Origin of the sequence: Stenotrophomonas sp. 1278 (genome assembly GCF_029892765.1) — a bacterium.
Taxonomy (GTDB): Bacteria; Pseudomonadota; Gammaproteobacteria; order Xanthomonadales; family Xanthomonadaceae; genus Stenotrophomonas; species Stenotrophomonas indicatrix.
The window spans coordinates 26316-46509 of the sequence record NZ_JARXWD010000020.1 but is presented as its reverse complement, the minus strand read 5'-3'; the positions used below and the strand labels follow the sequence as shown (position 1 = coordinate 46509).

The 20194-nt window shown below is 62.8% G+C and carries 18 protein-coding genes; 13 read left to right on the top strand and 5 right to left on the bottom strand.

Annotation, left to right across the window (positions count from 1 at the left end; all coding sequences use genetic code 11):
* Position 1: 1 nt before the first annotated feature.
* The 5 genes from M2299_RS15840 to rfbB form a co-directional block, all read right to left on the bottom strand.
* Positions 2-1369 carry a hypothetical protein gene (locus M2299_RS15840; protein ID WP_280884657.1) on the bottom strand — a complete coding sequence of 456 codons (1368 nt, stop codon included), beginning with the start codon at positions 1367-1369 and terminating at the stop codon, positions 2-4.
* Positions 1370-1486: 117 nt separating this feature from the next.
* Complete coding sequence (gene rfbD, locus M2299_RS15835) at positions 1487-2392, bottom strand: dTDP-4-dehydrorhamnose reductase (protein ID WP_280884656.1); 906 nt, start codon at positions 2390-2392, stop codon at positions 1487-1489.
* Positions 2389-2946 carry a dTDP-4-dehydrorhamnose 3,5-epimerase gene (gene rfbC, locus M2299_RS15830; RefSeq protein WP_280884655.1) on the bottom strand — a complete coding sequence of 186 codons (558 nt, stop codon included), beginning with the start codon at positions 2944-2946 and terminating at the stop codon, positions 2389-2391. The genes rfbD and rfbC overlap by 4 nt, the downstream gene beginning before the upstream one ends.
* The gene (gene rfbA / locus M2299_RS15825; RefSeq protein WP_025878478.1) at positions 2943-3830 is read right to left on the bottom strand and encodes a glucose-1-phosphate thymidylyltransferase RfbA; all 888 of its coding nucleotides are present in this window, start codon (positions 3828-3830) and stop codon (positions 2943-2945) included. Before rfbA ends, rfbC begins: the two co-directional genes overlap by 4 nt.
* Before the next feature lie 14 nt (positions 3831-3844).
* On the bottom strand, positions 3845-4900 hold the full coding sequence (gene rfbB, locus M2299_RS15820) for a dTDP-glucose 4,6-dehydratase (RefSeq protein WP_280884654.1): 1056 nt from the start codon (positions 4898-4900) through the stop codon (positions 3845-3847).
* Between the two features lie 288 nt (positions 4901-5188).
* Here rfbB and M2299_RS15815 point away from each other — a divergent pair, with 288 nt between their 5' ends.
* The 13 genes from M2299_RS15815 (at position 5189) to M2299_RS15755 (ending at position 20194) form a co-directional block, all read left to right on the top strand.
* On the top strand, positions 5189-5935 hold the full coding sequence (locus M2299_RS15815; RefSeq protein WP_280884653.1) for an electron transfer flavoprotein subunit beta/FixA family protein: 747 nt from the start codon (positions 5189-5191) through the stop codon (positions 5933-5935).
* The gene (locus M2299_RS15810; RefSeq protein ID WP_280884652.1) at positions 5935-6873 is read left to right on the top strand and encodes an electron transfer flavoprotein subunit alpha/FixB family protein; all 939 of its coding nucleotides are present in this window, start codon (positions 5935-5937) and stop codon (positions 6871-6873) included. Before M2299_RS15815 ends, M2299_RS15810 begins: the two co-directional genes overlap by 1 nt.
* Before the next feature lie 347 nt (positions 6874-7220).
* Complete coding sequence (locus M2299_RS15805) at positions 7221-8999, top strand: sulfatase-like hydrolase/transferase (protein WP_280884651.1); 1779 nt, start codon at positions 7221-7223, stop codon at positions 8997-8999.
* 104 nt (positions 9000-9103) lie between these two features.
* A complete protein-coding gene (locus M2299_RS15800; RefSeq protein WP_140228337.1) occupies positions 9104-10075 on the top strand; it encodes a lysylphosphatidylglycerol synthase transmembrane domain-containing protein in 972 nt (323 codons plus the stop codon).
* Positions 10076-10164: 89 nt separating this feature from the next.
* A complete protein-coding gene (locus M2299_RS15795; RefSeq protein ID WP_280884650.1) occupies positions 10165-11175 on the top strand; it encodes a glycosyltransferase in 1011 nt (336 codons plus the stop codon).
* Positions 11168-12307 carry an FAD-dependent oxidoreductase gene (locus M2299_RS15790; RefSeq protein ID WP_280884649.1) on the top strand — a complete coding sequence of 380 codons (1140 nt, stop codon included), beginning with the start codon at positions 11168-11170 and terminating at the stop codon, positions 12305-12307. Before M2299_RS15795 ends, M2299_RS15790 begins: the two co-directional genes overlap by 8 nt.
* 88 nt (positions 12308-12395) lie before the next feature.
* Complete coding sequence (locus M2299_RS15785) at positions 12396-13175, top strand: NAD-dependent epimerase/dehydratase family protein (protein ID WP_280884648.1); 780 nt, start codon at positions 12396-12398, stop codon at positions 13173-13175.
* Entirely contained in the window at positions 13175-14005 is an 831-nt protein-coding gene (locus M2299_RS15780; RefSeq protein ID WP_280884647.1) for a sugar phosphate isomerase/epimerase, read from the top strand. Before M2299_RS15785 ends, M2299_RS15780 begins: the two co-directional genes overlap by 1 nt.
* Entirely contained in the window at positions 14002-14361 is a 360-nt protein-coding gene (locus M2299_RS15775) for an SMR family transporter (RefSeq protein ID WP_280884646.1), read from the top strand. Before M2299_RS15780 ends, M2299_RS15775 begins: the two co-directional genes overlap by 4 nt.
* A 64-nt stretch (positions 14362-14425) precedes the next feature.
* Positions 14426-15220 carry a glycosyltransferase family 2 protein gene (locus M2299_RS15770; RefSeq protein WP_280884645.1) on the top strand — a complete coding sequence of 265 codons (795 nt, stop codon included), beginning with the start codon at positions 14426-14428 and terminating at the stop codon, positions 15218-15220.
* On the top strand, positions 15217-17151 hold the full coding sequence (locus tag M2299_RS15765; protein ID WP_280884644.1) for a hypothetical protein: 1935 nt from the start codon (positions 15217-15219) through the stop codon (positions 17149-17151). Before M2299_RS15770 ends, M2299_RS15765 begins: the two co-directional genes overlap by 4 nt.
* A gap of 317 nt (positions 17152-17468) precedes the next feature.
* Positions 17469-18887 carry a UbiA family prenyltransferase gene (locus M2299_RS15760; RefSeq protein ID WP_280884643.1) on the top strand — a complete coding sequence of 473 codons (1419 nt, stop codon included), beginning with the start codon at positions 17469-17471 and terminating at the stop codon, positions 18885-18887.
* 2 nt (positions 18888-18889) lie between these two features.
* On the top strand, positions 18890-20194 hold the full coding sequence (locus M2299_RS15755) for an FAD-binding oxidoreductase (protein WP_280884672.1): 1305 nt from the start codon (positions 18890-18892) through the stop codon (positions 20192-20194).

The following is a 20194-nucleotide window of genomic DNA, read 5'->3' as shown; positions in this document are numbered from 1 at the left end:
GTCAATGCGTGCCGGTTTCTGGAGCATCGAGCTTCACTGGCAGGATCTTGCGAAGCCTGGGATCATCCAGCTGAGCCTTCAGCTTGGCCGCATCCGGATAGGGCAGTTCGAACTCGCCTACGTCCAACGCGGCGGGATCACCTGTAACCAGATAGCGAATGGCATTCTCCTGCTGCAGACGGCAATCGGCAGCGAACGTGCGGATCCTGCGAAAATCCTTGCCCACCTGGGTGAGCGGCGCAACCACCACAACCAGCGAGAAGAGCACCACTGCAGTACGTGCGGCGGCCCGCATCCGCGATGGCGGCAACAGGCCCCACAACTGCAAGGCAAACCAAGCAGTACCAAACAGGCCAGGAACGAACAATTCGGTATAGCGCGACGCGGGTACGTGCGTCTCGTGACCACGGCCGTAGGCAATTGCCAGACCCTGCAGTGCCGTCCAGATGCACAGGCCTGCCATCACCACATCGGTCCTGCTCGCCTGTCGTCGCAGCAGCATCCGGGTGATCATCAACGCGCTGGGTAACCAGACAACGACGACTCCCCAGTTCGAGCGCACCGGCCATGCCAGCGTGTAGGTCGCCGCCAGCAGCAGCTCTCCCAGTGACTGGGCACGCAGCATGCCATGGCTGTCGATGACCGGGATCGCGCGGTAAGCGAAGACGGCCAGCACGGCCAGTACCACCGTCGCGCACAGTGCGGGGGCACGCCTGCCAGGCAGGCACATGCAGGCGACCACGCAGGTGATGCCGACAGCAATACTGGTCAGCATGCCCGATGCCATAGTGGTGGCTGCCAAAACACTCAGCGCGATGGCCGCCAGCAACGCGGGAATGCTCTGATGATGGCGCGCAACCAGTCCTACAGCGACGACGCTGGACAGGATCAGAAAGTAGAACTGGCTCTGGAACCCGACCAGGAAGTTCTGCCAGGAGAACGGTAGTATCGACATCAGCAGCACGAAGGCGACCAGCAATGTGCGCCCCCGGGCAGTTGCAGCATCGCGCAGCGCGTACCAGACCAGCATCGCAGGAATGAAGCAGAACACGACAGCGCTGATGCGAGCTTCGTAGACGTTGTTCCATTGTCCGGTAAACAGATAGGACAGCAGCGCCACCAGGCGGGTCGGCAGGATGCGATGCTCGTTGTGCGGGGTCAGCAACGTGCTCCACTGCAGCGTCCCGTTCAACCAGGGCTGCAGCGCAGTGGCGCCTTCCCCATCCCACTGGTCCCAGAAGGGCATCGGGGTGCTGAAGAACTGTACGTAAAGCAGGCGCACCAGCAGCGCGATCGCTGCGACACCTGCGGCCACAGCCAGCGGGGACAGTCCATTCCTTGCGGCGGGCGCAGCGGACACTCTGCTCATGAATTCCTTCTCGTCGATGAATGCGCCGCGCGATGGTGGAGCCATTTGCAGGAACTGTCAAAGAAAAAGGCGCGCCGCGAAACCTGTTCGCTGACGCGCCCCGTTGCCTGCACTGTCTCAGCCGCGGGCCGCAGCAACCTCGCCGATCACGCGCGACAGGCCGTCCTGCCACGCCGGCAGCGTGATGCCGAAATCCTGCTGCAACCGACGGTTGTCCAGCACCGACCGGGCCGGGCGCTTGGCCGGCGTCGGATATTCGGAGCTGGGAATCGCCTCGACGGCCGGCACCTTGGCCAGCACGCCCATCGCCAGTGCTTCAGCGAAAATCGCTTCGGCAAAACCATGCCAGCTGGTCTGGCCCGACGCCGTCAGATGCCACGTTCCCGACAGCGCGCCCGGATGCTGCAGCGCCTGCACGGTGACATCCGCGATCAATGCCGCCGGCGTCGGCGTGCCGATCTGGTCGGCCACCACACGCAGCTGATCGCGCTCAGCACCCACCCGCAGCATCGTGCGCAGGAAGTTTGCGCCGTGCGAGGCATACACCCACGCCGTGCGGAAGATCAGATGACGGCCGCCGGCAGCGCGCACGGCGTCTTCGCCATCACGCTTGCTGGTGCCATAGACCCCCAGCGGCGCGGTGGGTTCATCCTCACGGTATGGGGCCGTGCCCTGGCCATCGAACACATAGTCGGTGGAGTAATGCACGAACGGCACGCCATGCGCCGCACACCAGCGCGCGATCACGCCCGGCGCCTGCGTGTTGGCCGCAAAGGCGGCGTCGACCTCCTGTTCGGCACGGTCGACGGCGGTGTAGGCGGCCGCATTGACCACGATCGACGGTTGCAGCCGGTCAAGCAGCGCCGGCAGGCTGTCAGGCTGGCCGAAATCGGCGGTTTCGCAGGCGCTGCCATCGGGCAGGACGCCGCTGCGGGTGGTCGCAACCACCTTGCCCAGCGGTGCCAGCGCGCGCAGCAGCTCCTGGCCGACCTGGCCGTTGCCGCCGAATACCAGAACGGTCATGGCACGTAGACCGGCAGGCGGTCTTCAGCAATGTCCTTCAGGAAGGGAGCGTTCTCGTCCTTGGCCGACAGCGTCGGTGCACTGACCGGCCAATCCACGCCGATATCCGCATCGCTCCAGCGCACACCGGCATCGAAGTCCTTCAGGTAGACCTCGGTGCACAGGTAACTGAACACCGCGCGTTCGGACAGCACCGCGAAACCATGCGCGAAACCTTCCGGAATCCAGAACTGCTTCTTGTTTTCCGCGCTCAGCACCACCGCTTCCCACTGACCGAAGGTCGGCGAACCGCGGCGGATGTCCACAGCCACGTCGTAGACCTCGCCTTCCAGCACGCTGACCAGCTTGCCCTGCGGGCGCGGCCACTGGTAATGCAGGCCGCGCAGCACGCCCTGCGCCGAGGTGGAAACATTGCTCTGCACGAAGCGATCCGGCAGGCCCAGCGCGGCGAAGCGCTCGGCATTCCAGGTTTCGAAGAAATAACCACGGGCATCGCCGAACACGGCCGGCTCGATCACCACGCAGCCGGGCAACTTGGTTTCAATCACTTTCACGGAACGACTCCACGCAGGGCGAGCTTGTGCAGGTACTGGCCGTAACCATTCTTGATCAGCGGTGCAGCCAGCGCTTCCAACTGCTCGGCGCTGATCCAGCCTTGGCCGAAGGCGATTTCCTCGGGGCAGCAGACCTGCAGGCCCTGGCGGGTCTGGATCGTCTCGATGAAGTTGGACGCTTCCAGCAGCGACTGGTGGGTACCCGTATCCAGCCACGCGTAGCCGCGGCCGAGCGCCTCCAGATGCAGGTTGCCTTCACGCAGGTAGCGCTGGTTCAGATCAGTGATCTCCAGCTCGCCGCGCGGCGACGGCTTCAGCTCGGCCGCATGGTGGCTGGCATTGCCGTCGTAGAAATACAGGCCGGTCACGGCATAGTTGGAACGCGGGTTCTCCGGCTTCTCCACCAGATCGACCACCTTTCCAGACTTGTCGAACTCGGCAACGCCGTAGCGCTCCGGATCATTGACCCAGTAGCCGAACACCGTCGCGCCGTGGTCGCGCTGATCGGCATTGCGCAGCACCTCGCGAAGGCCATGGCCGTGGAAGATGTTGTCACCCAACACCAGGCAGCTCGGCTTGCCGGCCACGAAATCGCGGCCGATCAGGTACGCCTGGGCCAGGCCATCAGGGCTCGGCTGCACGGCGTACTGGATGTCCATGCCCCACTGCGAGCCATCGCCCAGCAACTGCTGGAACAAGGCCTGTTCGTGCGGGGTATTGATGATCAGCACTTCACGGATGCCCGCCAGCATCAGCACGCTGAGCGGGTAATAGATCATCGGCTTGTCATACACCGGCAGCAGCTGCTTGCTGACGCCCTTGGTGATCGGGTACAGCCGGGTGCCGGAGCCGCCGGCGAGAATGATGCCCTTGCGTTGGGTCATGTCGTGTCCTTGGTTCAGGCCGCGGTGCCGATGCGCTGCAGGCGATAACTGCCGTCGAGCACGCCGTTCACCCATTCCTGGTTGTCCAGGTACCAGTCGACGGTGAAACCGATGCCCTGCTCAAAGGTGTAGGCCGGTTCCCAGCCCAGGTCGTTCTTCAGCTTGGAGGCATCGATCGCATAGCGGCGGTCATGGCCCGGGCGGTCGGCAACGTAGGTGATCTGGCTGCTGCGCGGCTGGCCGTCCGCACGCGGGCGGCGCTGGTCCAGCAGCGCGCAGATCGCCTGCACCACTTCGATGTTCTGCTTTTCGGAGTTGCCGCCGACGTTGTAGGTCTCGCCCACCTGGCCCTTGGCCAGCACGGTACGGATCGCTTCGCAGTGGTCGGACACGAACAGCCAATCACGCACCTGCTTGCCATCGCCGTACACCGGCAGCGGCTCACCGGCCAGCGCCTTGGCGATCACCAGCGGGATCAGCTTCTCCGGGAAGTGGTACGGACCGTAGTTGTTGGAGCAGTTGGTGGTCAGCACCGGCAGCCCGTAGGTATGGTGGAACGCACGCACCAGGTGGTCCGAGGCGGCCTTGGACGCCGAGTACGGCGAGTTCGGGGCATACGGGGTGGTTTCGCTGAACTTGCCGGTCTCGCCCAAGGTGCCGTACACCTCGTCGGTGGAGACATGCAGGAAGCGGAACGTCGCGCCCTGCTCGGGCGGCAACGCCTTCCAGTAGTCCCGCACTGCCTCAAGCAGGCCGAGGGTGCCGACGACATTGGTCTGGATGAACGCGCCAGGGCCATCGATCGAACGGTCGACGTGACTTTCGGCGGCGAAGTTCAGCACGGCATCGGGCTGGTGCTCGGCCAGCAGGCGGGCAACCAGCGCACTGTCGCCGATGTCACCCTGGACGAACACGTGGTTGGGATTGCCGTCCAGGCTGGACAGGGTCTTCAGGTTGCCGGCATAGGTCAGCACATCGAGGTTGATGACCTTGACGCCGCGTGCGACGGCCTCGAGAACGAAGTTACCGCCAATGAATCCGGCGCCGCCGGTGACAAGCCATGTGGGCACTACCTGTTCTCCTGATGATGATTCGCGGGACGGGGCCCTCGTGGCCCCGACAATGCAACTTGAAAGGATACAACGCAGTTCCTGTAGCGGGCGATCACACAGGTGAACTGGCGCCCACTGGATTGCTGCATCGCACCAGGAAACAAGTAGACCATACGCATTCGCATGGTTGCCCCAAGCCAGCTAGAATCGGGGTCCCACCCCCGAACCGGTTGCTGTTGCAGGACCGGACGTTCTCCAGCAAATGCGAGCCGGCCAGCGACCGGCACTACAAGGATCTCGTACCAGATGAAAATCCTCGTCGCGTACAAGCGCGTGGTGGACTACAACGTCCGCATTCAGGTCAAGCCGGACGGCTCCGGCGTGGTCACCGATGGCGTCAAGCTGTCTCCCAATCCCTTCGATGAAATCGCCCTGGAAGAGGCCCTGCGCCTGCGCGACAAGGGCATCGCCAGCGAAGTCGTGGTGGCCACCATCGCCCCGGCCGACGCCCAGGCGCACCTGCGCAACGGTCTGGCCATGGGCGCCAATCGCGCCATCCACGTGGTCACCGACCAGGCAATCCAGCCGCTGACCGCCGCCCGCACCCTGCTCAAGCTGGTCGAGAAGGAACAGCCGGACCTGGTGATCCTGGGCAAGCAGGCCATTGACGACGACGCCAACCAGACCGGCCAGATGCTGGCCACGCTCTGGGGCCGTCCGCAGGCGACGTTCGCCAGCAAGCTTGAGATTGCCGATGGCAAGGCCACGGTGACCCGCGAGGTCGACGCCGGCCTGGAAACGCTGGAAGTCGACCTGCCGGCCGTGGTCACCACCGACCTGCGCCTGAACGAGCCGCGCTTCATCAAGCTGCCCGACATCATGAAGGCCAAGGCCAAGCCGCTGGAAACCCTGCAGCTGGCCGACCTCAGCGTGGACGCCGCCGACACCTTCAAGACCACCCAGTACGCCGCACCGTCCAAGCGCAGCAAGGGCGTGATGGTCAAGGACGCGGCCGAACTGGTTGCCGCACTCAAGCAGAAGGGGTTGCTGTAATGAGCAGGATTCTCGTCATCGCCGAGCACCACGACGGCAAGCTCAACGCCGCTACCGCCAAGACCGTCAGCGCGGCCGCCGCCATTTCCGGCGCCAGCATCGACGTGCTGGTGCTGGCCGCCGACCCGACCGCCGTTGCGGCTGAAGCGGCCAAGATCGCCGGCGTCGCCAAGGTCCTGACCGTGGCCAATGCCGCCAACGCGCAGGCGCTGGCCCAGGTACTGGCCCCGCAGATCGCGCAGCTGGCCAAGGGCTACACCCACGTGTTCGGCCCGTCGACCACCTTCGGCAAGGACCTGATGCCGTGCGTGGCCGCCCTGCTCGGCGTCAACCAGGTCTCCGACCTGATGGCCGTCGAAGGCAGCCACACCTTCAAGCGCCCGATCTACGCCGGCAACGCGATCATCACCGTGGAAGCACCAACCGACCAGATCGTGGTCGCCACCGTGCGTGCCGCGTCGTGGCCGGAAGCCGCCCAAGGCGGCAGCGCCTCGGTTGAGGCCGCAAGCGTCGACGCCTCCCTGCCGACCCACACCCGCTTCGTCGGCCTGGCCGCCGGTGCCAGCGACCGCCCGGACCTGCAGAGCGCCAAGCGCGTGGTCTCCGGTGGCCGTGGTGTTGGTTCGGAAGAGAACTTCAAGGTCATCTTCCAGCTGGCCGACAAGCTCGGCGCCGCCGTGGGTGCCTCTCGCGCTGCGGTGGATGCCGGCTACGTGCCCAGCGACCTGCAGGTCGGCCAGACCGGCAAGATCATCTCGCCGGAGCTGTATGTGGCCGTCGGCATCAGCGGCGCCATCCAGCACCTGACCGGCATCAAGGATGCCGGCACGATCGTGGCGATCAACAAGGACGCGGATTCGCCGATCTTCGAGATTGCCGATATCGGCCTGGTCGGGGATCTGTTTGCGATTCTGCCGGAGCTGGAAAAGGCGTTGTAAACCGAAATACAGTGTTTCATTGACGAGGGCCGGAATCAGTCGATTCCGGCCTTTTTTATTCCCGAATAGTCGAGCAGATCACATTTTCCGACTGCATTCGCCAGACTCGGCAAGCACCATGCGCAGCTTCGAATCAGAGTGTATCGGGATACTTCAGTGATGCGCGTGTTCGCAACGTGGTCGCATGGACATCGATGTGTAAATAATGTGAAGAAAGCCTTATGATCCGGCCCGCCATGGATACCTGATCAGCACCGAGGGCATCACCGCTGCCGGGAATCCTGGTCTCCGTTTCCTTTCCAAGAGAGGCCTGCGGAAGGATTCACGGCGATTCTTCCTTACAGCTGATGAGCGTTACGTTTTCTTCCTTCCAACCGCGTTTCCCCGCATGGGGAACCTGCGTTGCTGCTGTGCTTTCCTGCGTCCTCCTGGCTCGGATGCGCCCCTTTCTCGCTCTGCCGGATCTGCTCTACATCGCGGCCACGTTCGCATTGGAGCTGGCACTGATTGAAATGATCACGCAGCTTGCGCTGGATATTCGAAAACGCGCCGCGAGGACTGCTGCGCTATTGATTCCAGTTGCGCTGGGCTCGGCCTACATCGCCCAGATGTACTCGATCTGGATTTCTGGCGGCCTGATTCCGCCCATCGCGCTTGCCAATCGAGAGGTTGCGGGCCTGATCGCCTTCAATGGTATTTACGCTTTGCTGGGCATCTACCTCGTCGCATTCGCGACGCACGCTTATGGATACCGCGGTACGAGATCACGCTACTCCCTCCGTAGAGCGTTCGCCTGCGTCGGCATCCTGGCTGTCGCCTACGCCGGTATGATCCACAAGCAGCCGCTGGCACGCGGTATTGCCGTTGCGCGCGGCGAAGCGCCGGTCTCCTCACTGGCTCATTCCATGATGATGTACGCGGGAATGAGCTCGCAGACACGACTCAGCAGCAGCGAACTCACTGCTGTGCGGGCGCAGTTTTCCCGGCGCACTGTCTACGATCAGGGCTTTCCCGAGGAGATGACGGCCGGTCTGCCACAGCATCCCAATGTCATCGTCCTGTTCACTGAAGGCATGTCGGCACGCTGGATGGGCAGCTATGGCGGGGCCTACGCCGACCTGATGCCGAACCTGGATCGATTTGCCGGCGGGTCATTGATGGTGCGCAACTACTACAACCATACGGCAGCCACCTTCCGCGGCCTGCGCGGTCAGTTGACGTCCGGCCACCAGGAAATCGATGGCTTCTATGAGGATGGCAGCGGAATTGGCCAGCGTGATGTCTCCCGCGACATCACCGCGATATCGCGCGCCAGCCTGCCCGACGTACTGCACTCGCATCGGTACCACAGCCTGTTCTTCCTGTCGCAGCAGGCATTCCTCAACAACATGATCGAGACGCTCGGCTTCGACGCAACGCTGGGCAGGGACTACCTGTTCGACAAGCACCTGCGGACCACACCCGACGAAGAACGCCCGAAATACCTGTCCGATCCGCAATTGTTCACCGCGATGCTGGATGAGCTGGAGGCACAGCCCCGTGACAGGCCGTTCTTCGCCGCAGCCTACAACTTCCAGACGCACGCCTTCCTGGATGGCGAGCAGATGTACGGTGATGGCCGAAACCAGGTACTGAATCGATTCCATACCTACGACCACAACATCGGTGTCTTCCTGCAGCGGTTCATGGCCAGCCGCCTGCACGAGAACACGGTGCTGGTAATCACTGCCGATCACTCGACCTTTCCCGACCCACCGGCACAGCAGGCCGACCCGGACGTCGGCGGCTACTTCATCGATCCGATTCCGCTGTTGATCTACTGGAAGGGTGTCGAACACCGCCAGATCAACGCCGACTACAAGAATTCACTGGATTTCGCCCCCACCCTGTTGAGCCTGCTCGGCATCCGCAATGCCAATACCCTGTTTCTTGGCTGCACGTTCTTCGAGGAATGCGCGCTGGATCGGATCTCCAGCATGGGCAAGGACGAGTACTACCTCACGCGCAACGGCCTGGTCTACGCCCGCCCGAATGTTCCCGAGGCCGACGTTGCCGCTTTCGAAGCGGGTACCGAGCTGATCGCCCGCTACAAGGCCATGGATCTGGTTATTGGAGACACCGAGTAGATCGGCGCCGCTGCCAGCGTGCACGGTGCTGGCAGCAGCGATGGTAGGATCGCGCCCCGTCCGGCCGTGACCTTCCTGCCGGCGCTGCAGAAGGTGCCGCACCCGTGTCCGAAACGCTTTCCACCACCGCCGCCAGGCCGATCCGCCGCGGACGGGCTCTGGCCTGGCTGACCCTGGTAGCCGGCGTCTACCTGCTGGGGCTGTGGTATATCGACCGGGACAAGCAGATCCTGACCCGCCTGCAGGCGCTGGCACTCCCCCTGTGTGGCTGCGTTGCCCTGGTCCTGGCCAGTTATGGGTTCCGCCACCTGCGGTGGCACATGCTGTTGCGAGCGCAAGGCCAGCCTACGGGCTGGCGCGCCGGCATGCTCGCCTATCTCGCCGGGTTCGCATTCACTGCCTCTCCCGGCAAGGCCGGCGAGCTGCTGCGTATCCGCTATTTCTCTCGCCTGGGCGTCCCCGCGCAGGTCACGCTGACCACCTTCATCTACGAACGCGCGCTGGATCTACTGGTGATCACCGCACTGAGCCTGGGAGCGGCGCACCTGATTCCCCTCTTTGGCGTGCTCGCCACCGTCGTGCTGTGCCTGGTGCTGGCCCTGTGCATGGTTGCCTGCATTGCCACGCTGCAGCGTGCAGCCATCGCGCTGGTCGCTTGGCTCCCCGGCCGGCCGCTGCGCCGGTTGGCGCGATTTCTGGTTGATGGCACAACTTCGCTGCGTCCGTTGTTGCGCCCGGGGCTGACGGCAGCCAGCATCGCCTGTGGCCTGGCGGCCTGGCTGCTCACCTCGGCGGCCTTCGCCTGGTTATGCCACGCGCTGGGGATCGTTCTGCCTTGGCAGTACGCATTGGCCATCTACCCGCTGGCGATGCTGATTGGCGCCCTCTCCTTCGTTCCCGGCGGCGTGGGCACCACCGAAGCGGCGATCGTGCTCATGCTGGCAGCATCCGGTGCGGACCTGGATACGGCCCTGGCGGCGGCCATCGGGATACGCCTGGCCAGCCTGTGGCTGGCGGTAGCGGTGGGAATGGTTGCGGCTGTTGTACTGGAAGCGCGCAAGCCCGCTGTCACTTGAGCGGCATGCCCCCTGATGCGTGCACTGATAGGGCTATAATCGCCAAATTACAACGCAATTAGCCACATTTGCGCCCACAAGGAGATGGCGTGACCGCATCCGTTTCAGCCTTCATCTCCGTCGTGTACGTGATGCGGAATCACGGCGCAGACATGGCGTCATTGCTCACGGAAACCGTAGCCAGCCTCGGCGCACTGGCCACCGACTATGAACTCGTCGTGGTGGACAATGGGTCCACCGACGAGAGTGTGGCTCGGCTGCGAGAGCTCACCCGCGAGGGTGGCCTACCCAATCTGCAGGTCTACGCACTGACCCAGACCGTTGCCTGGGAAACGGCAGCCTGGGCAGGCATCGAAAGCGCGCTCGGCGATTTCATCGCCGTTCTCGACCCCCTGACCGACGATATTTCGGTCCTCCCGAAGTTGCTGGAGGCCGCAGTCACGGGGACGGACGTGGTGTTCGCCAACAACCAGGCACGCCCACGTCTGGGCCTCGCGTACCGGCTGGCCAATGCCGTATTCAACCGGGCGTTCCGTTGGCTCAATGGCGTTGACCCTGGCGCGGAGGCCCCACCGTACAGGGTGATGAGCAAGAAGGTCGTCAACTACATCCTGCAACATCCGCGGCCAGCCGCCATCTATCGTCTGCTACCGGTTACTGCAGGCTTTACCCGGACCAACGTGACCTACCGTTACGAGCCGAAAACAGCCCCGGAAAAGAAGCTCGGACAGAGCATCGACCGAGGCATGCGCCTGCTGGTGTCGAGCACCCGGCTCCCCATGCGACTGGTGACCATGCTGTCGACCTTCGGCGCACTGGCCAACCTGTTCTATTCCTTCTATGTCCTGGCCATCGCAATCTTCAAGACGGACGTCGAACCGGGCTGGGTCAGCCTTTCGTTGCAGCAATCCGGGATGTTCCTATTGATCTCCCTTGTACTGCTGGTGCTGGGCGAGTACATCCTGCACATGGCCACCCTCAGTAACGAGGGTCCGTCTTTCCATGTCGCCCAGGAGTTCACCAGCGCACGCCTTGAACGGCTTGAGCGCGTGAACGTGGAACGCGCTGCCAGCCTGGTTGGACCGCCCAAGCGTGCCTGAGACCATGCCCCTGGACGCCGATGCGATCGTCATTGGTGGAGGCTTCTATGGCGCCGTGGTCGCCAGCTATCTCGCCAGCGAGAGGGGGATGGCCAGGGTCATTCTGATCGAACGTGAATCCCGATTGATGCAGCGCGCCTCGTTTTCGAACCAGGCGCGCGTCCATAACGGCTACCACTATCCACGCAGCTTCACCACGGCCTATCGCAGCAGGGTCAACCTTCCCCGTTTCATGCGGGAGTGGGATTCGGCGGTACATTCCGACTTCCTGAAGGTTTATGCCATCGCTCGGCGCAACTCAAAGGTCACCGCAGCCCAGTTCGTGCGTTTCTGTCGCACGATTGACGCACCTCTGGAACTGGCACCCGCGTCACTGGCGAAGTTGTTCAACCCGCACCTGATCGAACGAGCCTTCATCGCGCAGGAGTACAGCTTCGACTCCGAGCGCCTCCGCCAGTTGCTCGAAACCAGACTGGCGAGGGCGGGCGTGCACCTGAGCATGGGACACGAAGCGACTGCCGTGCAGAGGGAGATTGACGCGGTACGTGTGTGCATGCGCAGCGTTGACGGGAGAACCACAACGTCCATGGTGGCTGGGCATGTCTTCAACTGCACCTATGCAGGGCTCAACCTGATCAGTGGCCCACATGGACACAGCCACGCCTCACTCAAGCATGAAATCACCGAGATGGTGTTGATCAAGCTCCCCCCCGCCCTGGAGGGGCTGGGCATCACGGTGATGGACGGGCCGTTCTTCTCCGTCATGCCCTTCCCCGCGCGCCGGTCCAGCACACTATCCCATGTTCGCTACACGCCCCATACGGCATGGATCGACACGCCGGCGCGCAATCCCTACGCCGAGCTTGAATCCCAAGCACGCTCAAGCCGATTCAATTACATGCTCCGGGATGCCGCCCGCTATCTCCCGAGCATTTCGAAGGCCGTGTATCAGCAGTCATTGTTCGAAATCAAAACGGTCCTGGTGAAGAACGAAGGCGACGATGGTCGCCCGATCCTGTTCGAGTCATATCCCCAGCTGCCAGGGTACTCGACGATACTTGGCGGAAAGATTGACAACATCTACGACGTAATCGGCCATCTGGATATGATTTCCTTCCATACGTCGCCCTAGCAAGGGACAGCACAACCCGCTCGCCCCTTCCCGCCAACCGCATCCGAATCGCACAGCCGTCCGGTCATCCGGGCACCAGGAGCACTCCATGCCTCACGCGCTCATTGGCCACACCGGCTTCGTGGGCTCCACCCTGAAGCGACAGACGCGGTTCGAGCATCTGTTCAACAGAAGCAACATCGCGGATGTTGCCGCCCAGGCCTATGACACAGTGGTCTGTTCGGCTGCACCTGCGCAGAAATGGATCGCCAATCGCGAACCGGAAGCCGACTGGAAGAACGTCCAGGCACTCATCAAAGCGCTCGATTCCATTGTCTGTGATCACTTTGTCCTGATCAGCACAGTGGATGTGTTCGCCAACCCGACCGACGTCGACGAATCTACGCCGGTTGCGACCAACGGACTGCATCCGTATGGGCTGCACCGACGGCGCCTTGAAGAGTTCGTGGAATCGCGGTTTCGATCCAGGATGATCGTCCGTCTCCCCGGATTGGTGGGCCCGGGCCTGCGCAAGAACGTCATTTTCGATCTGCACAACAACAACAACGTGCATGCCATCGACAGCCGTGGGCGGTTCCAGTTCTATCCAATGGTCAACCTCAATGCAGATATCCAGGCGGCTCGGCGAGAAGACATCGATCTCCTGCATCTGACTGGCGCCCCGCTCAGTGTCAGCGAAGTGGCCCTGCAAGGCTTCGATCTGCCGTTCGACAACGCGATCTCCGACGCTCCTGCAAGCTACAACATGCTCAGTCGCCACGCAGCTGGCCCAGGGGGAAGCCCTGGGTATCAGTACGACCGGCGCGCGGTACTGACTGCCATCCGCGCTTATCATCAGACTGAGCCAACAGATTCGGGGCTCGCCTGATGAGCATCTCGATCTCCAATATTGGGTGGAACGCGGATGAGGACGATGCGATCGGACAACTTCTTGTCGAACTCGGCATTCGCTACATCGATGTTGCACCAAGCAAATACTTTCCCGCACCTGCAGAAGCCAGCGACACGGCAATTGCCAGGATCCGACGCTCGTGGGAAGCAATCGGCGTCGACATCATCGGGATGCAGTCGCTGCTGTTCGGCACGGAAGGCTTGAATATCTTTGCTTCAGCCGATGTCCAGCTGCACATGCTTGAGCATCTTCGCCACGTGTTCCGGATTGGATCCGGCCTGGGCGCAACACGCGCTGTTTTTGGCTCGCCACGCAATCGCGACAGAGGATCCCTGCCCCTGAGGCGAGCAAATGAAGCAGGTGCTGAGTTCTTCCATCGCCTGGGTGAATCTGCCCGTCTGGAGGGCATCACGCTCTGCCTTGAGCCCAATCCTGAATGCTATGGCGCCAACTTCATGACCCACACGGAATCCACGGCCGACGTCGTACGCCTGACAGGCCACCCGTACGTCAGGATGCAGTTCGACACCGGCTCGATATTCATCAACAAGGAAGACCCTGCAGAACTACTGCGGCGGCACGCCGACATCATCGGTCATGTCCACCTGAGCGAGCCGGGGCTGGCCCCTCTGGGTACGCGGGATAGCGATCATGCATCGATGGCCACGCTGTTACGCCGGCATCTGGGCGATGTTCCACTGACAATCGAGATGCTGCGCCCGGATGGCGGTGAACGTGAAATCAGGGCGTCTCTGGAATTCGCGCTTGGCCACTATCGGTCACAGGACCGCGGAGCCTTGTCATGAACAAGTGGCTGATCCTGTTCATCGGCATTCTCTGCAATGCGGGTGCAAGTGCCCTCATCAAGGTTGCCGTCAGTGCGCCACGGCAGTTCCCCTCGCTTGCCGATCCAATGGGGGCACTGCGCAACTGGCCCTTCTGGACCGGCCTGGCCCTCTACGGCGGCGCCTTCATGCTGTACTCCATGTCATTGGCACGCCTTCCGCTCAATGTTGCCCATCCGATCTCCACGGCAGGCGCCATTGCCCTGGTCGCTTGCGTTTCGATGATCGCATTCCGGGAGCCTATGCCTTGGACCACCGTGGCAGGCATCGCACTGATACTCTCCGGTGTCGTTCTGATTACCGTTCACGCCCCCTGAAACGTCGACAGTGACTTCCGCAATGACCCCCCTCACTACGCCCCCTCGGCCGGCCGGATACAGCGTGGATTGGCAGATTCCGGCCTTTACGGAGACGCTGCTGCGAGGCAAGAGCCACGATTATGCCGTTGTCATTCCCGTGATCAACGAAGGAGAGCGCATCCGCGCACTGCTGTCCCGGATGCACGAGATCGGTATTTCCTCCATCGCCGACATCTTCATCGTTGACGGTGGCAGCAGTGACGGCTCGTTGGATGAGACCTTTCTCAAGAGCTGCGATGTGACTGGACTGCTCATCAAGACCGGTCCCGGCCGGCTCAGCGCACAGTTGCGCTGCGCCTATGCGTTCTGCCTCAGCGCCGATTACCAAGGCATCGTTACCATTGATGGCAACAACAAGGACGAGCCCTCCCCCATCCACAGGTTCATCGAAGCACTCGAAGAGGGCACGGACTTCGTGCAGGCTTCCCGCTTCATATCGGGCGGCATGGCCGAGAACACCCCCTTGTCGCGCTATGCCGCGATCCGACTCATCCACGCACCGCTACTGAGCCTGTTTTCTGGTTTCCGCTGGACCGATACCACCCAAGGCTTCCGCGCCTACAGCCGCGCGCTGCTGGAGGATCCAAGCGTGGGCGCCTTCCGCGATGTATTCAACGGATACGAACTGCTGGCCTATCTCTCATATCGCGCACCTCGCCTGGGCTTTCGCTGCAAGGAGCTGCCAACCACACGAAGCTATCCAAAGGGCGAAGTTCCTACCAAGATCAGCAGCTTCCGTGGCAACCTCCAGGTTCTTCGCGTGTTGTTTGCGACGATTTCCGGCTGCTACAACCCCACCAAGGCGCCGCGCTCATGAGCCTCAACCCGAACGGCACGCGACGCCTGGACTGGACCGCATGGGTCGCCTGGGGACTGGGTGCAGCCTCGCTCCTTGCGTTGATTGCATACCAGTACCGCCTGCTGAATTTCATGCAGTACGGCGACGAATCCGAGACCATTGTCGCGGCAAAGATGATGGTCGCCGGTAGCAACCTGTATCGGGATTTCTTCAATCACCATGGCCCGCTGACATTCCTTCCCGGCATGCTTGTGGAGCTGCTTGGCGGCCACACAGTAGCGGCACATCGCATTTTCATTGACTTCCTGCAGTTGATCGCTCTGGCGAGCCTGTTCTTCTCGCCATTGATCACTGGCAGACACGTGGTAGTCCGTGTCACTTATGTGCTTGTGGTCGCGACCATCTACGTCGCAGTGCTTCCCGCCGGCTTCGGTCATACCTATATCTACCAGGTGATGTCCGGGCTGATGCTTACCATCGCCCTTTCGGGCTGGTTGCTTCCGCTTCTGGACGATGTTGGGGCGCAAGGAAGCACGAGAACGATCATCGGCAGCGCGCTGATTGCGTGTCTACCTTTTCTGGCGATCACCTATGTTCCTACTTCCGCAGCGCTCCTGATTGCATCGCTGCACCGCGACAACTGGCGCAGAGTGGTGTTCGGTGCTTCAGCCGCTGTGGTCCTGAATCTGATCTTCCTTGCCTCGACCGGATCGCTGCGCGGTTACCTGGCCTTCCACATATATCTCAACGCTACCGTCCTGCCGCTCTTTAACGAAGGCCAGGCTGCGCCGCTCCTCCAGAATGCCTTTTTCGCAGCCACATCCGACCTGGGCAGTCTCCTTCAACTTGTGCTGGTGGTCGGTTCGCTGGCATTTGCCGCCGGACTCAAGAAGGGTTTTCCCTGGCGCCATGTACTGGTGGGCCTGGCCATCGGCTCCCTCCTTCTGCGAGGGCTGGCGTTCCACGGGCTGAGCTATCAATACGCAGCACTTGCCTTGCCCCTGCTTCTGGTGGCCCGACTGGATGACCGCAGCGTGGCAATGCGCGGGATGCTGCTGATACTGAGTACCGTTCTTCTGGCCCGGCTGGTGACTGGCGGACAAGACGAGCGCGCGCATATCGCGAAGTATCGGATCCCAGAGACCACCGAGTTCTCGCGACTGGCCAAAGCCCTGACCCAGCCCGGTGACAGGGTCCTTGCATACTCGTTCCAGAACTACGAGTACATCGCTTCGGATCGACTGCCGGCGTCGGGCTATTACTTCTACTTCCCCTGGCAACAGAAGTATCTGGAGCATCCGGTGCTGGGAATTCGCATCGACCCTTGTGAAGACATCAATACGGTCAAGCCCAAGGTCGTGATGCTGCATGAGTGGAAGGTATGGGACCGATTCGAATGGTCCAGCTATGGCGGCTGCATCTCCAGCGCGCTGGCCCGCGACTATGTTCGACTGCCCCACACCATCTACTACGTCCGCAGCGACATCGCGGCTGCGGAGGGCCTGGTGGGCGGATCGGCCGACACCTTTGGTGCGAGTGCGCAGGTCGTTAAGGGTGACCAGATCAAGGTTCGGGACGAGGTAGCTGCCAACGATCGAACGGTTCGTTCGGTCGGCGCCCTGATGGGAACCTACGGACGTCGCAATGAGGGCATCGCAGCGCTCGTGGCCACGCTCCCGGACGGAAGCACGAAGGTGCTCTCCAGAATGCCCTTGGCAGACATGCAGGACAATGCCTACGCGTATTTCGATGTGCCCGCGGGTACCCACGACAAGCTCTCCATCCAGTTCGTGGAGGGCGGTGGTGTGAGCTTCTGGGAGGCCGGAGAAGCCGGCGACGCCAAGCGCGCCTGCGTCGTGGTGGAGTATTCCACCGGCCCCACATACCGGGTTCCGGGCTGCCCCGTCGACTTCAGCCGCGTGGGGACTGCACTGCCTTCGCCACGATGAGGCGCCTGGCAAGCGAGTCCACGGAGCCCTGGCCGGCACCGGAGCGGCCCATCGGCGGGTTCGTCCAGGGAGCCGTGGCCCCTGGGACTCGCCGACCCGCGCCAAGGTGCCGCCACCCCAGCCATCGGCTTGGTCAAGCCGTGACAAGCCAGCAGGCGTGCCCGTCGTAGGAGGCACGCAGTCCCTCTGCAGGCGGCCCAAATGGCGTTTTCGGCATAGTGCGTCGCAAACGCCCGTTATACTTACGATTTCGCCCACACGGGATGGGACTGCCCCATGAACGCGCCCCGCCCCTTTCCAGCCGGAGCCTCCAGCAAGTGAAGTCCACTCCACGCGCCCTCTGCGTCGACCTCGACGGCACCCTGCTCCGCTCGGACATCCTGTACGAATCGTTGTTGGCGCTGCTCGCCCACAACCCCCTTTACCTGTTCCTGGTTCCCTTCTGGCTCATGCGCGGCAAGGCCTACGTGAAGCGCCAGTTGGCGTCGCGGGTGCAGTTGCCGGCCGAAACGCTGCCCTATGACGAGCGCGTGCTGGAGATCCTGCGCACCACCACGCAGCGCCCGCGCGTGCTGTGCACGGCCTCGGACCGACTGCTGGTACAGCCCATCGCCGACCATCTTGGGTTGTTCGAGGAAGTGATGGCCAGTGATGGCCAGATCAACCTGTCTGGCAGCAACAAGGGCCAGGCACTGGCGGCGCGCTTCGGGGAACGCGGCTTCGACTACATGGGCAACGGCAGTGTCGACCTGAAGGTCTGGGCCCATGCCGGTGGTGCGTTGGTCGTCAACAATGGTGTCGGCTTGGCCCGCGCGGCAGCCGGACAGACCGAGGTACTGGCCCACCTGCCCTCGCAGAACGGCGGCCTGCTCACCTGGGTCAAGGCGCTGCGCGTCTATCAGTGGCTGAAGAACCTGCTGGTGCTGGTACCGCTGCTGACTGCCCACCGCTTCTTCGATCTAACCTCGGTCATCGATGCCGGCGTCGCCTTCCTGGCCTTCGGGCTATGCGCATCGGGCGTCTACCTGCTCAATGACCTGCTGGACCTGACGCCGGACCGGATGCACCCGCGCAAGCGCAAGCGTCCGTTTGCGGCTGGCAAGCTGCCGCTGCTGCATGGCCTGCTGGCGGCGCCGCTGATCACCTTGGCCGGTTTCGCGCTGGCACTGGTCTGCAGCCCGGCCTTCGCCGGCGTGTTGCTGTGCTACTACGTGATGACCTTGAGTTATTCCCTGAAGCTCAAGCGCATCGTGATGATCGACGTGGTGATGCTGGCCGCGCTGTACACCGTGCGCATCATCGGCGGCGCGGTGGCTATCGGCTCGGAGCTCTCGTTCTGGCTGCTGGCATTCTCCATGTTCGTGTTCCTCAGCCTCGCCATGCTCAAGCGCTATACCGAACTGGCATCGGCGCTGGCCAATGGCAAGGAAATGGCCATCGGCCGCGGCTACTCGGTGGCCGATCTGCCACTGGTGCAGTCGCTGGGCGCGGCCGCCGGCTACATCGGCGTCCTGGTGTTCGCGCTGTACATCAACAGCCCCGAGAGCTTGGAGCTGTATACCAATCCCAAACTGCTGTGGCTGCTGTGCCCGATCCTGCTGTACTGGATCAGCCGCATGTGGATCGTTTCCCATCGTGGTGACATGCATGACGACCCGATCGTGTTCGCGGCGATGGATCGTGGTAGCCAGATCGTCATCGCGCTGTGCGTGCTGATCGTCCTGATCGCGATATGACCCTGGTCAGCGGCGCATCCTGGGGGCGTTACCCGCGCGTACAGCAGCGCGTGGTCCCCGTGCTCGATCGCCAGGATGGCCTGCCGCTGCCTGACGACGGCAGCGTGCTACCGCACGGCAATGGCCGCAGTTACGGCGACAGCTGCCTGAATCCGGATGGGACCCTGCTGGCCAGCCGGGCGCTGGATCGCTTCATGACGTTCGACCCGGCAACCGGCATCGTCCGCTGCGAAGCCGGGGTAACCTTGGCCGACGTCATCGACATCGCCCTGCCCAACGGCTGGTTCCTGCCGGTCACGCCCGGCACGCGCTATGCCACTGTAGGCGGAGCGATTGGCAACGATGTGCATGGCAAGAACCATCATCGTGCTGGCACGTTCGGCCATCATGTCCGCCGGCTGCAGCTGCTGCGCAGTGACGGCACGCGACTTGAGCTGGCACCTGGCGACTCCAGCGGACTGTTTGAAGCGACCGTGGGCGGCCTCGGCCTGACAGGCTTCATCACTTGGGCCGAGCTGCAGCTGCGGCGCGTCCCCGGCCCCTGGATCGAGACCGAATCGATCCGCTTCGACAACCTCGATGAATTCTTCAGCCTGTCGCGGGAATCCGCTGAGGGCTTCGAGTACACCGTGGCCTGGATCGACTGCCTGGCCCGTGGCAAGCACCTGGGCCGCGGGCATTTCCTGCGCGGGGACCATGCACCGGGCAATGCACAGGCCGCTACACCCAGCTCGGCCCCGCGCCGCAGCATGCCGGTGGTACCGCCGGTGTCGCTGGTCAACCGACTGACGCTGCGTCCGTTCAATACGCTGTATTACTGGCGGCAGCCAGCACGTCGCGCGCGCGCGGTCTCGCACTACCAGAGCTATTTCTACCCGCTGGACGGCATCAACCACTGGAACCGCATGTATGGCCCACGCGGCTTCCTGCAGCACCAGTGCGTGCTGCCGCCCGCCACCGCGCGCGACGCCACCGCTGCACTGCTGGGCGAAATCGCTCGCGGCGGGCGTGGCTCGTTCCTGGCGGTACTGAAGGAGTTCGGCGACCGGCCCTCCCCGGGCCTGCTGTCATTCCCACGACCGGGCACCACCCTGGCGTTGGATTTCCCCAACGACGGCCCAGAGCTGTTGAAGATGCTCGACCGCCTGGACCGCATCGTCAGTGAGGCGGGTGGCGCGGTTTATCCAGCCAAGGATGCGCGCATGTCCGGCGCCCTGTTCCGCCAGGCCTTCCCGGCCTGGGAAGCCTTCTCCCGCTACATCGACCCCCGATTCTCATCCGGCTTCTGGCGCCGGGTGATGGAGTAA